The sequence below is a fragment of the Falsiruegeria sp. JB4-1 genome (assembly GCF_055693495.1).
Genome location: NZ_JBVFTZ010000001.1, coordinates 1,197,329 through 1,213,552, shown reverse-complemented (window position 1 = coordinate 1,213,552; position 16,224 = coordinate 1,197,329). Strand labels below are relative to the sequence as shown.

The window sequence follows — 16,224 nt, the reverse complement described above, 5'->3', positions numbered from 1 at the left end:
GGAGTTTTTGATGGCTCGCCACGCGATGCAGTCTTGTTTGGTTTTTGCGCTACTATTTCTTTTCACTGCAGTTCCAGCGTTTGCACACAGCGGTGACGGATACGGCGGAGGGTTTGCTGCTGGCTTCACCCATCCAATCCTGGGATGGGATCACGTCGCGGCCATGGTGGCCGTGGGGCTCTGGGGTGCTTTCCTGGGTGCACCTGCCATTTGGACACTCCCCGTCGTGTTTCCTTTGGTCATGGCGCTTGGAGCGGTGGCTGGAATTGTCGGCATCCCTGTCCCAGCCGTTGAAACCGGCATCGCAATGTCCGCTGTTGTCCTGGGATTGATGATTGTTTTCGCCGTGAGGCCACCCTTGATGGTCTCCGCAGTGATCGTGGGCGCATTTGCGATCTTTCACGGCTATGCCCACGGAACCGAGCTGCCCGCGACTGTGAATGCCTTTGCCTACGCCGTTGGTTTCGTCATTTCTACCGGGCTGTTGCATCTTGCTGGAATCGCCTTTGGACATTTGGTCAAATGGCCTGCCGGTCGCGTGGCTGTACGGGGCGCGGGGGCGTGATCTCTCTTGCTGGCCTGGCATTTCTCACAGGCATGGCCTGAACGTGAAGGCCGCCCGAGGATTGCTCTGGCTTCCAGCAATGCTGGGAGCCGAACCCGCCTATGCGCATGCTCCCGTTGAAGGCATCAAGGGATTTTACATTGGGCTGTTTCACCCGTTTTCTACCCCTTCACAAGCGATGTTGATGTTGGGGGTGGGTTTGATGATCGGGACCTTCGGCGTTCAACACGCTTGGAAGGTCTGGACTGCTTTCATCGCTGTTTGTTTCGTCGGATTGTTTGCTGGGTCAGCGGATCTGAACGTGGACATTGCCTTGTTCGCAACGGCTTTTGTGGCATGCGGGGTCGCCGCGCTTGGTTGGGGAAGGTTTTTGCCCGTGGCCCTAGTGGTCGCCGCCACAGGTGGTTTTCTGATCGGATCGGCGTCGATAACGGATGCGGGACCACTGCGAGACCGGATCTTCACAATGTCCGGTTCAATGGTGGGGGCGACCATCGGGCTGCTTTACATATTCGGCGGCGTGCACATTCTGAAAGAACGTTTCACATGGGCTTGGGTTGCAATCGCCTTTCGGGTCGCCGCTGCATGGATTGGCGCAATTTCTCTGGTGATGCTGGCGCTGTCCACCGTTGAACCGACCGTGTCTGGATAAAAGAACGGCTCTCCCCACCTTTGACCGACTCGACCCGCGCGCGGAATTCGGGAACAGTCGACCCAGGGAGGAATCGAAATGACCGAAGTTTCCGTTCGGCCGATCGCGGGCCATGTGGGGGCCGAGATTGAGGGCCTGTCGCTCAACACTCTGGATGATGCCGGGTTTGCTACGGTTCGCGATACGCTGTTTGCCCATGGCGTCGTGTTCTTTCGCGACCAGGATCTGTCTCTCGAAGGGCATATCGCCCTGGCCGAACGGTTCGGCACGATTGACGTAAACCGGTTTTTCACACCTGTCGCCACTCATCCTCAGGTCGCCGAGGTGCGAACCGAACCGCATCATAACCAGGTCATCGGCGGCACGTGGCACACCGATCATTCCTATGATCCGGCCCCCGCCATGTGTTCCATTCTGGTGGCACGCGAACTGCCACCCTTTGGAGGGGACACGCTGTTTGCCTCGCAAACCGCGGCCTATGAGCACCTGTCCGACGGGCTGAAAGCCACACTTGAGGGGTTAAACGCTTGGCATTCGGATGCATCTTTCAGCGAGGGCATCCAAGACGAGCGCCTGTCGGACGAGGGCGTTAGCCAACCCGTGTTGCACCCCGTCGTGATCCGCCATCCGCAGACGGGTCAAAAGGCACTCTACGTCAACGGCGATTTCACCACTCGTTTCGAAGGGTGGAGCCGGGCAGAATCACAACCCCTTCTCGACTATCTTTACGATTACTGCACCCAACCCGCCTTTGCCTGCCGGTTTCGCTGGGAACCCGGCAGCGTGGCGATCTGGGACAACCGGTTGGTGCAGCATTACGCCGTGGCCGATTACCAAGGCGCGCGTCGCCTAATGCATCGCATCACGGTCGAGGGGCAAACTCTTCAAGGCGCAAACTCCTAGCACTGGCACACAGGCCTTCGCTCTCAACCTGACCTCTTACCCTCCTTCAACGGGCCTTGATCAGATGTGCCAGCGTGGCACCTGTTTCGAAAAACACCCGATGGGGGAATATCATCCGTTCGTGATACTCCTCGACCACTGGAACTGGCAAACTGCCATCGTTGCCGGTCAACAGCGCTTCGGCCAAGCCCTTGCCAAAGGCCGTCCCCGGCCCGATCCCTCGGCCCGAAAACCCATGCGCAGCGTAGGCATTGGGACCAATCGAGATGATCTTTGGAATGCGGTCCGAGGTCATGGCGATGCGCCCGTGCCAACCTTGGTTCAATTGCGTGCCACGCAGCTCAGGGTAAAGCGCAGACAACTTGCGCTTCATCCACGACCGGTGAATGCCACTGGCGAAATGCCCGAGATGCCCCATCGCACCGATAATCAGACGGCCAGCCTGATCCATCCGGAACGACGTCATGATCAGGCCTGTGTCCCAGCACCCTTCACTTCCCGGCAGGATTTTGGCCCGCACGAGTTCAGGCAAGGGATCGGTGGCGAACTGAAAGTAATGAACCGGCACGTATTCCGGCGCGGTAGAGGCCAGATCCCGGTGATAGGCGTTGGTGGCCTGGATCAATGCTTTGGCCCGAACGTTTCCACTGGGGGTTTCGACGTGCCAGACATCCCCGTCACGCCGTATGTCACGCACAGGGCTGTACTGGCAAACCCGCGCGTTCGCCTGGATCGCGGCTCGCGCAAGGCCGCGAGCATAGCCCAAAGGCTGGATGGTACCTGCGCGCGGATCAAAAAGGGCCCCGTGAAAGGTGTCAGCGCCTGTGCGGGCAGCCGTCTCTTTTGCATCCAGCAAAGCAACCGGCGCGCCTGAAGTCCTGAGTTGCGTGAACCGCGCTTGTAGATTCTTGAAGCCCGCGGGCGAATGCGCACAATGCAGGGTGCCGTTTTGCACCGCCTCGCATTCGATGCCGTGGCGTGCAATCAGGTCGAACACAAGACGCGGCGCATCGGCCAGTAGGTCCACCAGCCTTCTCCCAGGCTCGTCCCCCAGATGTTTACGAATGTCTGCAGGCGGCAGCCACAACCCCGCATTGGCCAACCCAACATTTCGACCCGAACCGCCATGCCCGATCTCTTCGGCCTCGAGCAGGCAAACCGACGCGCCCATCTGCGCCGCATGCAAGGCCGCCGAACAGCCCGTGTAGCCGCCGCCGATCACCACAAGATCGACGGTCACGTCACCGGACAGGCAGGGGGCTTCGATCTGCTCGGCGCAGGTCTGGTGCCACAGGTTGAAGGTGTTTTCAGATGTCAAACTTGATCCCTTGCGCCAGAGGAAGCTCGCGTGAATAATTCACCGTGTTGGTCTGACGACGCATGTACCCTTTCCAGGCATCTGATCCACTCTCGCGTCCGCCACCCGTTTCCTTTTCGCCACCAAAAGCACCGCCGATCTCGGCCCCCGAGGGCCCGATGTTGACGTTGGCAATGCCACAGTCGCTGCCGATTGCCGACAGGAAGGTCTCGGTCTCTCGCACATCCGTGGAAAAAATACAGCTCGACAGGCCCTGCGGCACAGCGTTCTGCATGGCGATGGCCTGTTCCAGTTCGGTGTATTTCACGACATAGAGGATCGGGGCAAAAGTCTCGTGATGCATGATCGCGGATTGCGCAGGCATCTCGACAATGGCGGGCGCAGCATAGGCTGCGCTATCATAAGTATCCGTCAGAACCTGACCGCCGCCGTGAACCGTGCCCCCTTCAGCCTGCGCCTGTTTCAATGCGCGGTTCATTGCAGTCAAGGCGTCAGCATCGATCAGCGGCCCGACCAGCGTACCCTCGTCCAGCGGGTCACCGATTGGCAGACTATCATACGCCGCCTTGAGACGCGGGATCAGTTGGTCATAGACATCCGCATGCACAATCAAACGGCGCAAAGTGGTGCAGCGCTGTCCAGCGGTGCCCACGGCAGAAAACACTATCGCGCGCAGGGCCATTTCCAGATCCGCCGAAGGCGCCACAATCATCGCGTTGTTGCCCCCCAGCTCCAGGATCGATCGCCCAAGACGTGCCGCCACATCGCCGGCCACGGCCCGCCCCATGGGAACCGAGCCGGTGGCCGAGACGATGGCGACATCCTTGGATGCGGTCAGCGTCTGGCCCAGATCACGTTCACCGATCAAGGTCTGGATCAGCCCTTTTGGGGCATCCTCGCCAAACTCGGCCATCACCTTGTCGCAGATCTTTTGCACTGCCAGCGCGGTCAGCGGCGTCTTTTCCGAGGGCTTCCAGATCACCGGATCGCCACAAACCAGCGCAAGCGCCGCGTTCCAGCACCAGGGCGCCACGGGAAAGTTGAAGGCGGTGATCACGCCGCAAACCCCCATCGGGTGCCAGGTCTCACGCATCGAATGGCCCGGACGCTCGGACGCGATGGTCAGACCGTAAAGCTGCCGTGACAGGCCGACGGCAAAGTCGCAGATGTCGATCATCTCCTGCACTTCGCCCAGACCCTCTTGATAGATCTTGCCGCATTCCAATGTCACCAGACGGCCAAGGGCCTCTTTCTGCGCGCGCAGCTCGTTGCCAAGCAGGCGCACCAGCTCTCCACGGCGCGGTGCGGGTACACTGCGCCAAGCATGAAAGGCGTCATTGGCCGCCGCGATCTGCGCCTGCGCCTCAGCAACGCTGTGCATTTTGATCTGCGCAATCTCGCGGCCGTCGATTGGCGTGGTGACGGACAAGGTTCCGCCGGTCAATTGGGGTTCGGTCAATCCGGCAGCGGTCAGAATATCGAGGTGGGTCATGTCTTATCTCTCCTCTACGACATTCAGAATTCAGGGGGTCACAAGGGCGCGCTGATCATCGCGGCCCATGGAAATCAGGAACGGTTGCTCGGCTTGCAAAGTCTGGAACTGCGCCTTGTCGGACATGCCGCGCCAGTTGCCCAATGTCAGCGATTGCGCCACTGCACCGCCCAGGGTTGCTCCGGGACCGGTGACGATGAACAGGTCCGGGGCAAACTCACGCGCGGCAGTCTGAACCGCGTGGGTAAAGTCGTAAGGCTCGATCACCTGATGACCCAGAGTGTAATCCCACAACGCCTGAAGATCAGAGGCACCTGGCCACCAGATCTTGCCACGCCCATCGATCAATGGAAGGTCAGGTTGGGTGAGTAAGCTGACGGGAAGACGCGCACGCCCCTCAGCCGCGACAGGCGTTTGCAGAGCAGTGTGGAACGCCGCGTGGTTGGCCAGCCGCATCGGGAACCGCTCTTGCACGGTAGGCTGGCTTGCCTCAAACGCCTTTAACCCCGCCTCATTCCCGGCCAGCACCAGCATCCCGCCCAGATCGATTGACAGCGCCAGGTCACAGCCCTCGGTCGCGTTGATCCGAGCCACATCGGCCAAAAGCTCGGCCTTGCGGGCGGCATCGTTCAACCAATCGTCGCCAACAAAGGGATAGACCAGCTGTCCGCCAATCAGCTGCTCTTGCATCAGCGTGCCCATGGTGTTGACCACCCGGAACCCATCCTGTGGCGACAGTGCCCCGGCCGCGGCCAAAGCGATGTACCACCCCATCGAGTTGCCAGTAACGGCGACCACCTCAATGTCCTCAGCCAACGCCTGCGCATCGGCCAGCGAGGCGGCATAGATCAGGGGTGAGGCCACGTCGCCGCGCGAATAGGTGCCGACCGTGAAGCGGCTGGCGCTGTCCAATTCGGTCACGGACCTCTGCCCGGCTTCGGCGCGGATGGCGTCAAAGCTGCGGAACATCTCCATCCGGTTCGCGTGGTGGTGGTGCAGATAGCCAAGTTCAGGTTTGTTGTACGTCCCGCGTCCGGGGCAGATCACGACGGCAGTGCGGGTCATGTTTTGGCTCCTGTCAGCGAAAACGCGGCCGCAACAATGCCGTCCTTGGAGGGCAAGGGCGCAGCATAGGCGGGTCCAGTGGCGATAAAGCTGTCTTCGGCTGCGACGCGGGCAATGGGGTGATCGCTTTGTTCGGTGAACAGCGTCATCAGTGCCTCGGATTGGCTGCCGGTGCGGCGGCATTCGTCGACGATCAACACATGTTTGCAGTCTTTTGTGGCTGCGAGCAGCGCCTCTTCCGGCAAAGGCGCAAGCCAGCGCATGTCGATGATGCGGGTGTTTACCCCCGCTGCCTGCAATTCGGGCAAAGCCTGTTGCGACAGATAGTGTCCGTTGCCATAGGTCACGATGGCTAGATCGGTTCCCTGACCATGAACGCCGACTTCTCCCAGCCCGATCCGCTGATCGGGTGAGGGATAGGTCGTCATCCAGCCGCCATCCTGGGGCCCGTGAAGATCGCGCATTGGATAAAGTGCGATGGGTTCCAGAAAGACGATCACCCGCTGCTCCTCACGCGCCAGCCGCACGCATTCGCGCATCATCTGCGCCGCATCCGCCCCGGTCGAGGGGCAAGCGATGATCACGCCGGGGATATCGCGCAGCACCGATAGCGAGTTGTCGTTGTGGAAATGCCCCCCAAAGCCTTTTTGATACCCCAGCCCCGCGATCCGCAGGATCATCGGGTTGGTGAATTGACCATTGGAAAAGAACGACAAGGTCGCCGCCTCGCCTCGCAGTTGGTCCTCGGCGTTGTGCAAATAGGCCAGGAATTGGATTTCCGGCATTGGCAGAAACCCATTGTGCGCCATGCCGATTGCCAGGCCCAGAATGGATTGCTCATCCAGCAGCGTGTCGATCATCCGGTCCGGACCAAAACGCTGATGCAGCTTTTGGGTGACGCCGTAGACCCCGCCCTTGCGACCGACATCCTCGCCCATCATGACGATCTCGCCATGTTCCAGCATCAGATCGGTCAGCGCCCAGTTGATCAGGCGACTCATGGGTTGCGGGTCACCCATCGCCCGCATGTCTGGCCCGAATGTGGCAGCGCGCGCCTCGGCACTTGGGCCGTTTGTGGGTTTGCAGTCGCGTTTGGGCGGAATAAGGCTGGCCATCACCGCCTTGGCATCCGACAGATGCGGACGTTTGGCCGCCTCTGCGGCAACTCGATCCGTGCGCGCGCAGGTGTCGGTATAGACCTTGAGCGCCTGATCCGGCGTCATCGCCCCCGCCTGACCCAACAGGCGGACGGAATGCAGCAGCGGGTCGTTGGCCTCATCCCCCTCGACCTCGGCCTTGCTGAGGTATGTGGTCGGCACATCAGCTCCTGCGTGGCCATAAAGGCGCACGGTTTTCAGGTGCAGGAAGGCGGGCTTGCGACGGCTGCGCACGTATTCAGCCGCCTCTTGCGCCACGGCAAATGTTTCAAAGATATCCAGACCATTGGCGCGGAAGTACTTGATCCCTGGGCGGTGTTCCATCGACATCTCAATCCACCCTTTGGGGGTCTTGGTGGAAATGCCGATCCCGTTGTCTTCGCACACCATCAAAAGCGGCAAAGGCACCGATTGGATCGACGTCCAGCCTGCAGTGTTGATCGCGCCCTGGGCGGTCGAGTGATTGGCAGAGGCGTCGCCAAATGTGCAAACCGCGATGCCATCTTCGGACAACTCACGATGTTCGGGCGCATGGCGACGAGCCGATCCCAGCGAATAGGCCGCGCCGACCGCCTTGGGCAGATGACTGGCGATGGTCGAGGTTTGTGGCGGGATCATCAGAGCCTTGGACCCAAGCACCTTGTGCCGCCCCCCAGACGTTGGGTCCTCGGACGAGCAGGCAAAACTCAGCAGCATGTCCCAAGTGATTTGTTGCCCTGGCACCTGATCGGCACGCGCGATCTGGAACGCCGCATCGCGATAGTGCAGGAACGCGATGTCATCAGGGCGAAGCGCATGGGCCACCGCCGCCATCCCCTCGTGTCCGGACGAGCCGATAGTATAAAACCCCTGCCCCGCCTTCTGCATCGCTCTGCTGGTGCGATCCAAGGCCCGGCTAAGCACCTGCGCATGGTAAAGCGACACCGCATCTGTCTTGTTCAAACCCTCACATGGCGGCGCGCCTGCGGGCAGGTCGCCCGAGGCCACGCGAGACAGGAAGTTATCGTGAACAATCTGGGCGCGATCCATGTGTAGGCCTTCTCTTGCAAGGTGCGGGGCGATGTTCCGACCTCAGGGTACACGCTTGGTGGGTGCGTGCGAAATGCTCATGCGGCGTCCCGCATGGTAGGATGTACCGCCTCTATATCGCTCTGGATCACGGAAAGAGCGAGTGATAATAAGTTCAAAAGGCATGAGGAAAACTCATATGATCGCACCCCGACGCTTTCTCCCTTCGATCAACTCGCTATTGGCCCTGGAGGCCGTCGACAGGCTTGGAAGTGCGTCTGCCGCTGCTGGAGAATTGTCGTTGACGCAAAGCGCGGTCAGTCGGCAGTTAAAGACGTTGGAAGAGCAATTGGGCGTCGCCCTGATTGAGCGATCGCAGATGCGTTTGCAACTGACCCCGGCGGCGCAAGAGTATGTGGAAACCGCAAGAATCCTTTTGCAGCAACTGGCGCAGGCCTCGCTCAAACTCAAGGCCAATCCGCAAGGCGGATCGCTGCAACTGGCCATACTGCCCGCCTTTGGCATGCACTGGTTGGCGCCGCGCTTGCAGGATTTTGCCCGCAAGAACCCGGGCGTGACCATGAACCTGAACACCCGCCTGCGGCCGTTTGATTTCAGCACCGAAGTATTTGATGCCGCAATCCATTTTGGCGCTCAGGACTGGGCCAGTGTGAACTACTTAGAACTGATGCGCGAAGAAGTGATCCCCGTCTGCGCGCCTGCATTGATGGAGCACTCAGACGGGACGCCAGGCTGGTTGTTGTCCGCCCCGCTGTTGCACCTCGACACCCGGCCAGACGCATGGGAGCAATGGTTTGCCGCCCAAGGCGTCGAGGCGTTTGGTATGCATGGTATGCTGTTTGATCAGTTTTCAACGATGATTCAGGCCACAGTCCATGGGCTTGGCGTGGCGCTGCTGCCCAGCTACATGGTGGCGCAGGACTTGCTGGATGGGCGGTTGGTCTACGCCTGGGATGGCCCTAAAGTCAGCCTTGGTCGCTATTTTTTGGTCTGGCCGCAAGGAACGACAGCATCGGCTCCGTTACAGGCCTTTCGCGAATGGTTGCAGTTCCAACTGGGCTAGACCGTTCTTTCAACGCCATCAGAATTTGCCGTTGCTGTTCTTCCATTCCGAAGCTGGTGCCACATTTTCAGTAGTGTCCCAATGCTCGACAATCCGCCCACCTGACAGGCGAAAGAGGTCATAGAATGCACTGTGATTGCCGTTTCTGTCCCCTTCACAAACAGTGAGAACAAAGTCCCCTTCGGCAAGCGTGCGATGCAAGCGCTGATAGTCAACTGCGTCAGTGTCCGACAGATGCTGTTCCAGGCCAGTCAGATCATCGGTCAAATGTGGATTGTGCTCGGTGAAGTCGTCTTGGCCAATCCAGTGTCCCAATTGATCAACTTGCCCTGCGATCAAAACCGTTTGCACGAATTCGCGGACGGTCGAACGGTTGCTCTCTGTTTGTTTCGGATCCTGGGCTTCGGTCGGCCCGCCTACCATATCATGGCCCGACACGTTAGGCCCCAGCCGGGGTTGGATGTTATCCCAATGCTCGACCGCTTGCCCCTGATCGAAACGAAACACCTCGAACCCAATGTTGCGGCGCGAGAAGTCATATTCGGTGTGGGCAAAAACAAAATCACCATCTTCAAAGGCGCGCACGATATTGACCTTGGGGTTGGTTTGCGACAACCGTTTGAACAAGGCGGCCAGCCCTTCGCTGCCCTCATGAGTTTGCGGGTTGTGCTGAATATACTTCGCCTCGTTGACGACTGAGATCGGCCCGGGATCTCCGGTCTCGATGCTCTTGAGCAATGCTCGAATGCGATCCTTGTTGGACATCATCTTGCCTCCTCTCGTTTCAAACCAGTCCATGCACCTTGGCAAATGGGTCGTGGTCAGGGTCTTCATGCCACGTGTATTCGCACCATTTGGCAACCTCTAAAGCACGGTTGCGCCCGTGCATGAGTGCGATCGCCGCAAGTGCCATGTCCATGCCAGCGGAAACACCCGAGGACGTAAGGATGTTCCCATCCTCAACCCACCGCGCCTTGGGCACCCAATCGACGTGTGGCCCCTGCGATGCAACCCAGTCAAATGCCGCTTTGTTGGTGGTAGCCTTGCGATTATCCAAAACACCTGCGCGAGCCAACAGTGCACTGCCGGTGCAAACGCTCAGCGTGAATTCCGCCTGCGCCGATGCCTTGGCGATCCAACCAAGCAGGTCTGCGTTTTCAACTTCGCGTCGCGTACCCGCGCCACCGGGTACGAACAAGATATCATGGCCCAATTCATCAGCGGTTGTGGTGGTGGCCTGTGCCGAAAGGCTTTGGTTGCTCGGGATCGGACCAGTTGTTTCGGCAATCAGCTCTAGTGCGTAATCATCTGGTAGCAGTCCGAACATCTCCATCGGGCCAAACACATCGAGCAATTCGAAGCCTGGAAATATGAGCGCCGCGATTTTGCGCATTGAGCCACCCCTGAGTTTCGTAGATCGGAGGGGCGATGTTACAGCGAAGCTTGTAACGTGCAACCTGCGCAGCCTTGCGTCCTGCGGATGGAACGTAGAGGGGGCCGGGCAGGCTCGGGCCTTGCCCGAGCCTGCCCGGCCCAACGGGAGGAGAGGTTCCGTGAGGAACCTTGACGACGGGCGGGAGCGCCCCCTCTTTTAGGTCAAACGTCCAGCGAGCGAGCGATGAGTTCTTTCATCACCTCATTGGTGCCGCCATAAATCATTTGTACCCGCGCATCGGCATACATGCGGGCAATGGGATATTCCATCATGAAACCATAGCCGCCAAACAACTGCAGGCACTCGTGCATGATTTCGTTTTGGACTTCGGAGCCCCAGTATTTCACCATCGAAGCCGTAGTTGCATCCAGTTTGCCTTGCTCCAGGCGGGCGATACAGTCGTTGACGAAACTGCGCAGAAGTTCAGCCTTGGTCTTGCATTCCGCCAGCTTGAAGCGCGTGTTCTGGAAATCCATTACTCGCTGACCAAATGCTTTGCGCTCTTGGGTGTATTTCACCGTTTCGGCAATGGCGAAGTCGATTGCACCCAGAGCCATGATCCCGATGGTCAGACGCTCCCACGGCAACTGCTTCATCAATTGATAAAACCCCTGCCCCTCTTCCTGGCCGATCAGGTTGGTCATCGGCACCTTGACGTCCTCAAAGAACAGCTCGGCGGTGTCGTTGGCCTTCATTCCCAGCTTCTTGAGATTGCGTCCGCGACGAAACCCTTCGGTGCCTTCCGTCTCGACCCCGATCAGCGAAACGCCCTTGGCGCCTTGCGTTTTGTCGGTCTTGGCCACAACGATGATCAGATCAGCAGATTGCCCATTGGTGATGAAAATCTTGGATCCGTTGATCTTGTAGTGGTTGCCATCCTTCTCGGCGGTCGTGCGCACCGACTGCAGGTCGGACCCGGTGCCCGGTTCGGTCATCGCAATCGCGCCGACCATCTCGCCCGAAACCAGCTTGGGCAGCCATTTCTGCTTTTGCTCTTCGCTGCCGTAGCCCGCGATGTAATGCATGACGATGGACTGAATGCCGTAGCCCCAACCGCTATCCCCGCGCGAGGCTTGTTCATACATCAGCACCGAGTCAAAGCCCATGCCACCGCCAACGCCGCCGTATTCTTCGGCAATGGTACCGCCCATCAGCCCCGCTTCGCCTGCCTTGTTCCAAAAAGCACGGTCCACCATGCCGTTGGCGTTCCATGTGTCGATGTTCGGCACCAGTTCGTCGTCGAGGAACCGGCCGGACATTTCGGCAAACATCTTGTGTTCTTCGGTGATCCAATCGGCTGTCGGGGTAAAGAGCGTCATCTTGTGCGTCCTCCAAAATCTCAGGTTGCCGACACGTTACCCTTGCTGCCGGTTCAAACCAATCTGGGTGACGCCGCGTCTTGTTTTGGCAACGCAACGTCTATTTCCACAATGGCACGTCTGTGGGCTCATACAGTGTCGCAACTCAGCTTCGCCGGACTTCCATCTTGCGCGGCCTACCGGCCTTGCGTCCTGCGGACGGCAGAGGGGCCAGGCTCAGATGGGCTTTGCCCATCTGAGCCTGGCCCAACGGGAGGAGTTGTTTTGCCAAAAAACATCGACGACGGGCGGGAGCCTTCCCTGCCTTGCTGTGAAATTCACGCCCGGCGGCAACGAGCGCCCTTGGCCGGAGGCGCCTCAGCCCCTCCTGCAAAACACTGAGCGATGGCCATCCATTCGCTGGCAACCGAACCTTCAACCCGCAAATCGGTGTCCGCAATATTGCGGGTCTGGGCTGACACTTGGGCAAATTCGACAGCTGATCCGCTGATCATGTTCTCGCCCGGCTCGCCAAACTCCCAAACCGCGCCAGACGGTGCGGTCAATTCCAAATGAGGCATAGTTTCTGGTACATCCCGACCGTTGACCTTGTGCGCCCAGCCAAAGGTATTCACACCCAACACTACGATGTTCTTGACCCGATCTTGTTCATCCCTCTGCAGCCCCAGAACATCAAACACCTCTTGCCCATGCGCCCAGGTTTCCATCTGCCGCGCGGTAATCGACGAGCGCACAGACATGTCCGGCCCTGCCCATTTCACCCGCTGCTTTGGATCCAGATCAACCCAACGGGCACCAATATCACGATAGAGGTCCTGCCACGCCGCGCGCAGCTCTTCTCCGCGCAAGGTAATCATGCTGTTTTCAGTCGTCCGAAACCCGTTCTTGCCGATCCCGGCAAATGTCTTGGCCAGCCGCACCTGAAACGCCGCCTCGTCCATCAGGGACAGATCTGCCATCTGGTTCCAAAAGTGCAGGTGCACCAGTACGTCATTCAGGGTCCACCCCTTGAACTGGGTCGCGGTGTTCCACTGATCACCGGTGACGCCATCAAACGCTGCATTCAGTGCCTCGCTTTCGGCCAGAAAATCCGTTGCCTGTTCCATTTACTCTTCCCCCTATTCCGCCAATGTCGCCATCAAGCGTTCTACCGCCGTCAAGTAATCCTCTTTGAAATCCTGCACCACGGCCGCTGTCGAGGTTGCCTGATTCATCAGCCCAACCCCCTGACCGACCCAATAGGTCGACAGCTCAGCCGCCCCTTCATGCCCTGACTGGGCCAGTTTCTCGACCTTGCGCAAAGCAGGTTCAGACACCAGCGTCTGGAGCGGCATCGGCAGCGGCGTTGGTCCCGTTGCCTCCCACGCGTCGGTCCAGGCGGATTTCAACTGACGTGATCCTTTGCCAGTGCGCGAACGGGACCGCACCGTGTCGGACGAGGTCGCGGCCAGCATCTTGTCCTTGATCTGCTGTGGGGGTTCGCCTTCAGCCGTTGTCAACCAAACCGACCCACACCAGGCGCCGCAGCGGCCCCCATCGCCATGGCAGCCGCCATTTGCGCGCCCGTAACGATGCCGCCGGCGGCCAGAACCGGCGTGCCCTGAGCCACGGATACAACCTCGGGCACCAGAACCATGGTCGAAATCTCTCCACAATGGCCGCCCGCTTCGCCGCCTGCAGCCACAAGGATATCCACGCCCGCTGCCACCTGTAGCTCGGCATGTTTTTTGGCCCCCACCAGAGCGGCAACAGGCACACCCGCCTCGCGAGCGCGGTCTATCATGACCTGCGGAGGCGTTCCTAACGCGTTGGCGATCAGCTTGATCGGAAAGGAAAACGCCACATCCAGCATTTCCTGCGCGCCTGCACTATTCATATTGTGCGAAAAATGCAGCAATTCCTTGCGTGCGCCGTCCAGATCGTCTGCTACAACCCCGTATTGGCTCAGCACCTGATTGGCGAACTCCACATGCTCCGCAGGCACGGCGCCCAGCAGGTCCGCGTCCGATGGCTCAGCGCCCTGCTTCTGGATCGAGGTCGGAACAATCAGGTCGACGCCATAAGGCTTGCCATCACAATGCGCGTCGATCCATTCCAGTTCGGTCCGCAATTGCTCGGGCGTGTACATGACGGCACCAAAGACGCCCATGCCCCCGGCGCGGCTGACGGCCGCCACTACGTCGCGGCAATGGCTGAAGGCAAAAAGGGGAAATTCGATGCCAAGCTGGCGGCACAGGTCGGAATTCATTTACTCATTCTCCTCGATCTCGATCATTACGTCGCCTGCGGTCAGCTGTTGCCCCACCTTGACGTGAACCGCCGACACCGTGCCGTCGACGGCTGCAGCGATCTGATGTTGCATCTTCATGGCTTCCAGAACCGCAAGGCGGTCGCCTTTGGTGACAGCCATCCCAAGTTTGGCCTGCACTTCGACCACCAGCCCCGGCATCGGAGCCGCTACACGGCCTCCGGCAGCAGAGGTGTCATCCTGCGCACCGGGGCGCGAACGGCGGAAACTCAGGCGGTCAGCACCAACTGCAATCTGCACGGTGTCGCGGGTGACATGGGCCACCACATCGACGGTCTGGTCATTGATCCGCGCGCGAACGTGTCCGTTGGCGCGACTGCTGAAAGACACGTCGAACTGCTCTTCGCCAACCCAAACCGTCCAGCCACCCGGATTGGCCAAGGCGCGCGGCGTCAGCTCTTCGTCTCCGAACATTAGGTTCACATGCAGCGGTAACAGCGCCGCGCTGGACCAGCCCATTTGGTCGTCCGAAACATAGCCCGACGCCTGCTTGGTTCGCTTCTGGTCGGCATCCAGCAACAGGCCCAGGGCCAGCGCTACATTGACGGGCTTCGCTTCGGTTGCCGGGAAGCCCTCGGGATAGGCTTGATCCAAAAAGGCCGTTGTCGCCTCTCCCTTGGCAAACACCTCTTGCCCCAAGACGTCCGCCAAAAAGGCCGAGTTGGTGACGGTGCCCAACAGGACAGAATTCTTCACTAACTTGATCAGGCGCGCCCGCGCTGTCTCGCGTGTTGGACCATAGGCGATCAGCTTGGCCAGCATCGGGTCATAGAAAGGCGAGATCTCTTGTCCTGTGACAACACCGGCATCAACACGCACGCCGGGGCCGCTCGCAGGCTGCCAGAGGTCGATCGGGCCGGTCGCAGGCAGGTAGTCGTTGGCAGGGTCTTCGGCATAGAGCCGCACCTCGATGGCGTGACCTTTTAGGGTCACATCCTCCTGCGTCAGAGGCAGAGCCTCACCCTGTGCCACGGCGATCTGCATTGCCACCAGATCAAGCCCTGTCACCAGTTCCGTCACGGGGTGTTCCACCTGCAGACGAGTATTCATCTCAAGGAAATAGAACGCCCCCGAGCCATCGAGCAGAAACTCCACCGTCCCAGCCCCGCGATAGTTCACCGCCCGTGCCGCATCCACGGCAGCCGCCCCCATGCGGGCCCGCAACTCGGGCGTCATCACCGGGCATGGGGCTTCTTCCACCACTTTCTGGTGACGACGCTGAACCGAGCAATCACGCTCACCCAGATGGATCACGTTGCCAAGGGTGTCGGCAAAAACCTGAATTTCCACATGCCGAGGTTCGATGATGGCCTTTTCCAGGATCAACTCACCCGAGCCAAAAGCGTTTTCCGCCTCGGAACGGGCCAGCGTAATCGCCTCGGCCAGATCCACACTGTCGTGCACCAGCCGCATGCCGCGCCCACCGCCACCCGCGGCGGCCTTAACCATGATCGGGAAACCGATCTTGTCTGCCGCCTCGATCAGGATGGCGTCCGACTGATCCTCACCCTCGTAGCCCGGAACACAGGGTACCCCGGCCGCGATCATCAGGCGCTTGGCCTCGGCCTTGTTGCCCATGGACTCGATGGCCCTTGGTTCTGGTCCAATGAACGTCAATCCGGCGGCCTCGACGGCCTGCGCAAAATTGGAATTCTCGGACAGGAAGCCATAGCCGGGGTGGATGGCACCGGCCCCTGTCTGCCGTGCCGCATCCAGTATCTTGTCTCCGACCAAATAGCTGTCACCCACCGGCCCTTCGCCGATCCAGACGGCGTCATCCGCAAGCGTCACGTGGGGGGATTTGGCGTCAGCCGTGGTGTAAACCGCCACCGCGCGCAGACCCAGGGATTGTGCCGAGCGGATCACGCGGGCGGCAATCTCACCCCGGTTCGCCACAAGGAGTGTGTCAAAAGCCATG

General features: G+C 59.8%; 15 protein-coding genes. 4 read left to right on the top strand and 11 right to left on the bottom strand.

Features of this window, described 5'->3' with window-relative positions:
• The first annotated feature begins 10 nt into the window (after nt 1-10).
• The 3 genes from ACZ1HE_RS06230 to ACZ1HE_RS06220 all read left to right on the top strand — a co-directional run bounded on the left by ACZ1HE_RS06230 (nt 11) and on the right by ACZ1HE_RS06220 (nt 2,120).
• On the top strand, nt 11-565 hold the full coding sequence (locus ACZ1HE_RS06230; RefSeq protein ID WP_472620009.1) for a HupE/UreJ family protein: 555 nt from the start codon (nt 11-13) through the stop codon (nt 563-565).
• Nucleotides 566-644: 79 nt separating this feature from the next.
• Complete coding sequence (locus ACZ1HE_RS06225) at nt 645-1,217, top strand: HupE/UreJ family protein (protein WP_472620008.1); 573 nt, start codon at nt 645-647, stop codon at nt 1,215-1,217.
• A 78-nt stretch (nt 1,218-1,295) separates the two neighbouring features.
• Nucleotides 1,296-2,120 carry a TauD/TfdA dioxygenase family protein gene (locus ACZ1HE_RS06220; RefSeq protein ID WP_472620007.1) on the top strand — a complete coding sequence of 275 codons (825 nt, stop codon included), beginning with the start codon at nt 1,296-1,298 and terminating at the stop codon, nt 2,118-2,120.
• Nucleotides 2,121-2,166: 46 nt separating this feature from the next.
• Here the strand turns inward: ACZ1HE_RS06220 and ACZ1HE_RS06215 are convergent, their stop codons facing one another.
• The 4 genes from ACZ1HE_RS06215 to ACZ1HE_RS06200 are packed head-to-tail and all read right to left on the bottom strand — an operon-like array spanning nt 2,167 to nt 8,181.
• Nucleotides 2,167-3,438: an NAD(P)/FAD-dependent oxidoreductase gene (locus tag ACZ1HE_RS06215; RefSeq protein WP_472620006.1), complete on the bottom strand. Its 1,272-nt coding sequence runs from the start codon at nt 3,436-3,438 to the stop codon at nt 2,167-2,169.
• Complete coding sequence (gene amaB, locus ACZ1HE_RS06210) at nt 3,428-4,930, bottom strand: L-piperidine-6-carboxylate dehydrogenase (protein ID WP_472620005.1); 1,503 nt, start codon at nt 4,928-4,930, stop codon at nt 3,428-3,430. Before amaB ends, ACZ1HE_RS06215 begins: the two co-directional genes overlap by 11 nt.
• Before the next feature lie 30 nt (nt 4,931-4,960).
• Nucleotides 4,961-5,995: an ACP S-malonyltransferase gene (locus tag ACZ1HE_RS06205; RefSeq protein WP_472620004.1), complete on the bottom strand. Its 1,035-nt coding sequence runs from the start codon at nt 5,993-5,995 to the stop codon at nt 4,961-4,963.
• Nucleotides 5,992-8,181, bottom strand: a complete 2,190-nt coding sequence (locus tag ACZ1HE_RS06200) for a dehydrogenase E1 component subunit alpha/beta (RefSeq protein ID WP_472620003.1) — start codon at nt 8,179-8,181, stop codon at nt 5,992-5,994. The genes ACZ1HE_RS06205 and ACZ1HE_RS06200 overlap by 4 nt, the downstream gene beginning before the upstream one ends.
• Before the next feature lie 178 nt (nt 8,182-8,359).
• Between ACZ1HE_RS06200 and ACZ1HE_RS06195 the strand changes: the two genes are divergently transcribed.
• Nucleotides 8,360-9,244, top strand: coding sequence for a LysR family transcriptional regulator (locus tag ACZ1HE_RS06195; RefSeq protein ID WP_472620002.1), 885 nt, complete (start codon nt 8,360-8,362; stop codon nt 9,242-9,244).
• A gap of 18 nt (nt 9,245-9,262) precedes the next feature.
• Here the strand turns inward: ACZ1HE_RS06195 and ACZ1HE_RS06190 are convergent, their stop codons facing one another.
• The 7 genes from ACZ1HE_RS06190 to ACZ1HE_RS06160 form a co-directional block, all read right to left on the bottom strand.
• Nucleotides 9,263-10,042, bottom strand: a complete 780-nt coding sequence (locus ACZ1HE_RS06190; RefSeq protein WP_472620001.1) for a nuclear transport factor 2 family protein — start codon at nt 10,040-10,042, stop codon at nt 9,263-9,265.
• Complete coding sequence (locus ACZ1HE_RS06185; RefSeq protein ID WP_472620000.1) at nt 10,029-10,637, bottom strand: DJ-1/PfpI family protein; 609 nt, start codon at nt 10,635-10,637, stop codon at nt 10,029-10,031. The genes ACZ1HE_RS06190 and ACZ1HE_RS06185 overlap by 14 nt, the downstream gene beginning before the upstream one ends.
• Before the next feature lie 203 nt (nt 10,638-10,840).
• The gene (locus ACZ1HE_RS06180) at nt 10,841-11,998 is read right to left on the bottom strand and encodes an acyl-CoA dehydrogenase family protein (RefSeq protein ID WP_472619999.1); all 1,158 of its coding nucleotides are present in this window, start codon (nt 11,996-11,998) and stop codon (nt 10,841-10,843) included.
• Between the two features lie 317 nt (nt 11,999-12,315).
• Nucleotides 12,316-13,104 (bottom strand): TIGR03084 family metal-binding protein, encoded by a 789-nt coding sequence (locus tag ACZ1HE_RS06175; protein ID WP_472619998.1) that lies wholly within the window; start codon nt 13,102-13,104, stop codon nt 12,316-12,318.
• 12 nt (nt 13,105-13,116) lie between these two features.
• Nucleotides 13,117-13,497 carry a nitronate monooxygenase family protein gene (locus ACZ1HE_RS06170; protein ID WP_472619997.1) on the bottom strand — a complete coding sequence of 127 codons (381 nt, stop codon included), beginning with the start codon at nt 13,495-13,497 and terminating at the stop codon, nt 13,117-13,119.
• Nucleotides 13,494-14,246 carry a nitronate monooxygenase gene (locus ACZ1HE_RS06165; RefSeq protein WP_472619996.1) on the bottom strand — a complete coding sequence of 251 codons (753 nt, stop codon included), beginning with the start codon at nt 14,244-14,246 and terminating at the stop codon, nt 13,494-13,496. The genes ACZ1HE_RS06170 and ACZ1HE_RS06165 overlap by 4 nt, the downstream gene beginning before the upstream one ends.
• Nucleotides 14,247-16,223: an acetyl/propionyl/methylcrotonyl-CoA carboxylase subunit alpha gene (locus ACZ1HE_RS06160; protein ID WP_472619995.1), complete on the bottom strand. Its 1,977-nt coding sequence runs from the start codon at nt 16,221-16,223 to the stop codon at nt 14,247-14,249. It abuts the gene before it with no gap.
• Nucleotide 16,224: the final 1 nt, after the last annotated feature.